The 1,561-nt window shown below is 48.9% G+C and carries 1 protein-coding gene; it reads right to left on the minus strand.

Annotated elements, in window-relative coordinates:
• Positions 1–302: 302 nt before the first annotated feature.
• Entirely contained in the window at positions 303–1,457 is a 1,155-nt protein-coding gene (locus tag ORJ00_RS18940) for an IS110 family RNA-guided transposase (protein ID WP_306140554.1), read from the minus strand.
• Positions 1,458–1,561: the final 104 nt, after the last annotated feature.

The raw sequence follows: 1,561 nt of genomic DNA on the forward strand, positions 1-1,561 counted from the left end.
GCGTTGGTATGACTCCCCACGTCAAGCAGATTGAGTAAAATCCTGCTCATTTAAGAACCGTTGTTTTGCTGGTAAAGCGAGTTAATGCATCAGATGAAGCTGGTAATGTTCGTCGGTTGTCATGCTGGTATACGTGGATTATTAGCTTTCGCTAACAGAGCCTACCTTACTTGATCCGCCGTGGCACCTGTCTTCAGTCTATGTACGAGGTTCAACAGCCGAGAGGCTGTTGCCATCCTAACGCCGTCGGTGGTTGTGCCACACCCGCTGCTTGATCCAATACATTAACTCTAACTCGTTTTTCATGCTGGCACTCTTGCTAACCGTTTAGCGGGGTTAACGGGTGTCAGTACGACTTCTCTGGAGATGGCCCAGATATAGGCAATCATCTCTCGGGCAATGGCCGTTACCACTAAGTTGTAGTGTTTGCCACGCTTCATTAATCGCTGATAACGCCGGCATAATCTAAGCTGCGCTTGCCAGGCGATGTCGACGATTTCTTTGCTGAGACTTTCTTGTCGTTTTTGCAGCTCCGTCGAGACATTGGCGGCATAGCGATAGGTATGCGCACCTTCGACCAATAAGCGCCTGGCACGGGTATTACCCGTTCGTGTAATGCCACCTTGCCTGCGTTTACCCCCACTGGAATGCTCGGACGGCACTAAGCCGAGGTAGCTCATCAGCTTTCTGGGGTGGTCGAAGCGGGATAAATCACCCAGCTCGGCAATGACGCCAACAGCCACTAATAAACGCACACCGCGCATGGCTTGAATGGCTTTAACAACAGGGTAGTAACGCCAGTTTTTAACATGGTAGCTGAGTTCGTTATCCAGTCGCTCTAAACGGCGGATACGCTCGGTAATGGTTTGAATCGCCTCCTGCAAAACAATCTGTTGTGAAGGATGCGGCAATATCAGTTCGGTGAGCCAGCGCAGGTGTTTGGTTGACCAATTATCTTGCACCTCACAGCGGATATTGTTGCGAAGCAGCATCGCTTTAAGCTGATACTTGGCGTCTTTTAAATCCTTCATGGCGGTTTCACGTGCTCGTGATAAATCACGCATCGCTTCATCTTCTGGTTCGGGCACATAGATAGGGGCCATATCGCCTGAACGGAGCAACAACGCCAGTTTTACCGCATCACGCTTATCGGTTTTAACGCGCTCACCGGCTTTTTTAGGAATTAGCGACGGTGCCACGACATAACAACAGTGACCTAAACTTGTTAAAAAGCGATAAATCCAGTAGCCACAAGGACCTGCTTCGTAGACGAAATGCAGGGTAGAGCCAGGGTGTTTTGACTCAAACTGCCGCACCAGTTTTTGCAGTGCTTGTTTAGTGCCGTTAATCCGGCCCAGGCTAACGGGTTTTGCGTCACGATTGTCTTCAATATAAGCCACTTCAAAGAACTCTTTGTGAGTATCTAAGCCAATAAAAGTTATGCTATTGTTAACCATGCTGACCTCCGATATTGTATGTTCAACAAATACAGTATGGCTCTGGTTGCGAAACTAACCCACGAACTCGGAGGTCAGCACCTCGTGGGGAGTCATTATGTCTA

The sequence above is a fragment of the Rheinheimera baltica genome, from assembly GCF_030731985.1.
In the GTDB taxonomy this organism is placed as follows: domain Bacteria; phylum Pseudomonadota; class Gammaproteobacteria; order Enterobacterales; family Alteromonadaceae; genus Alishewanella; species Alishewanella baltica.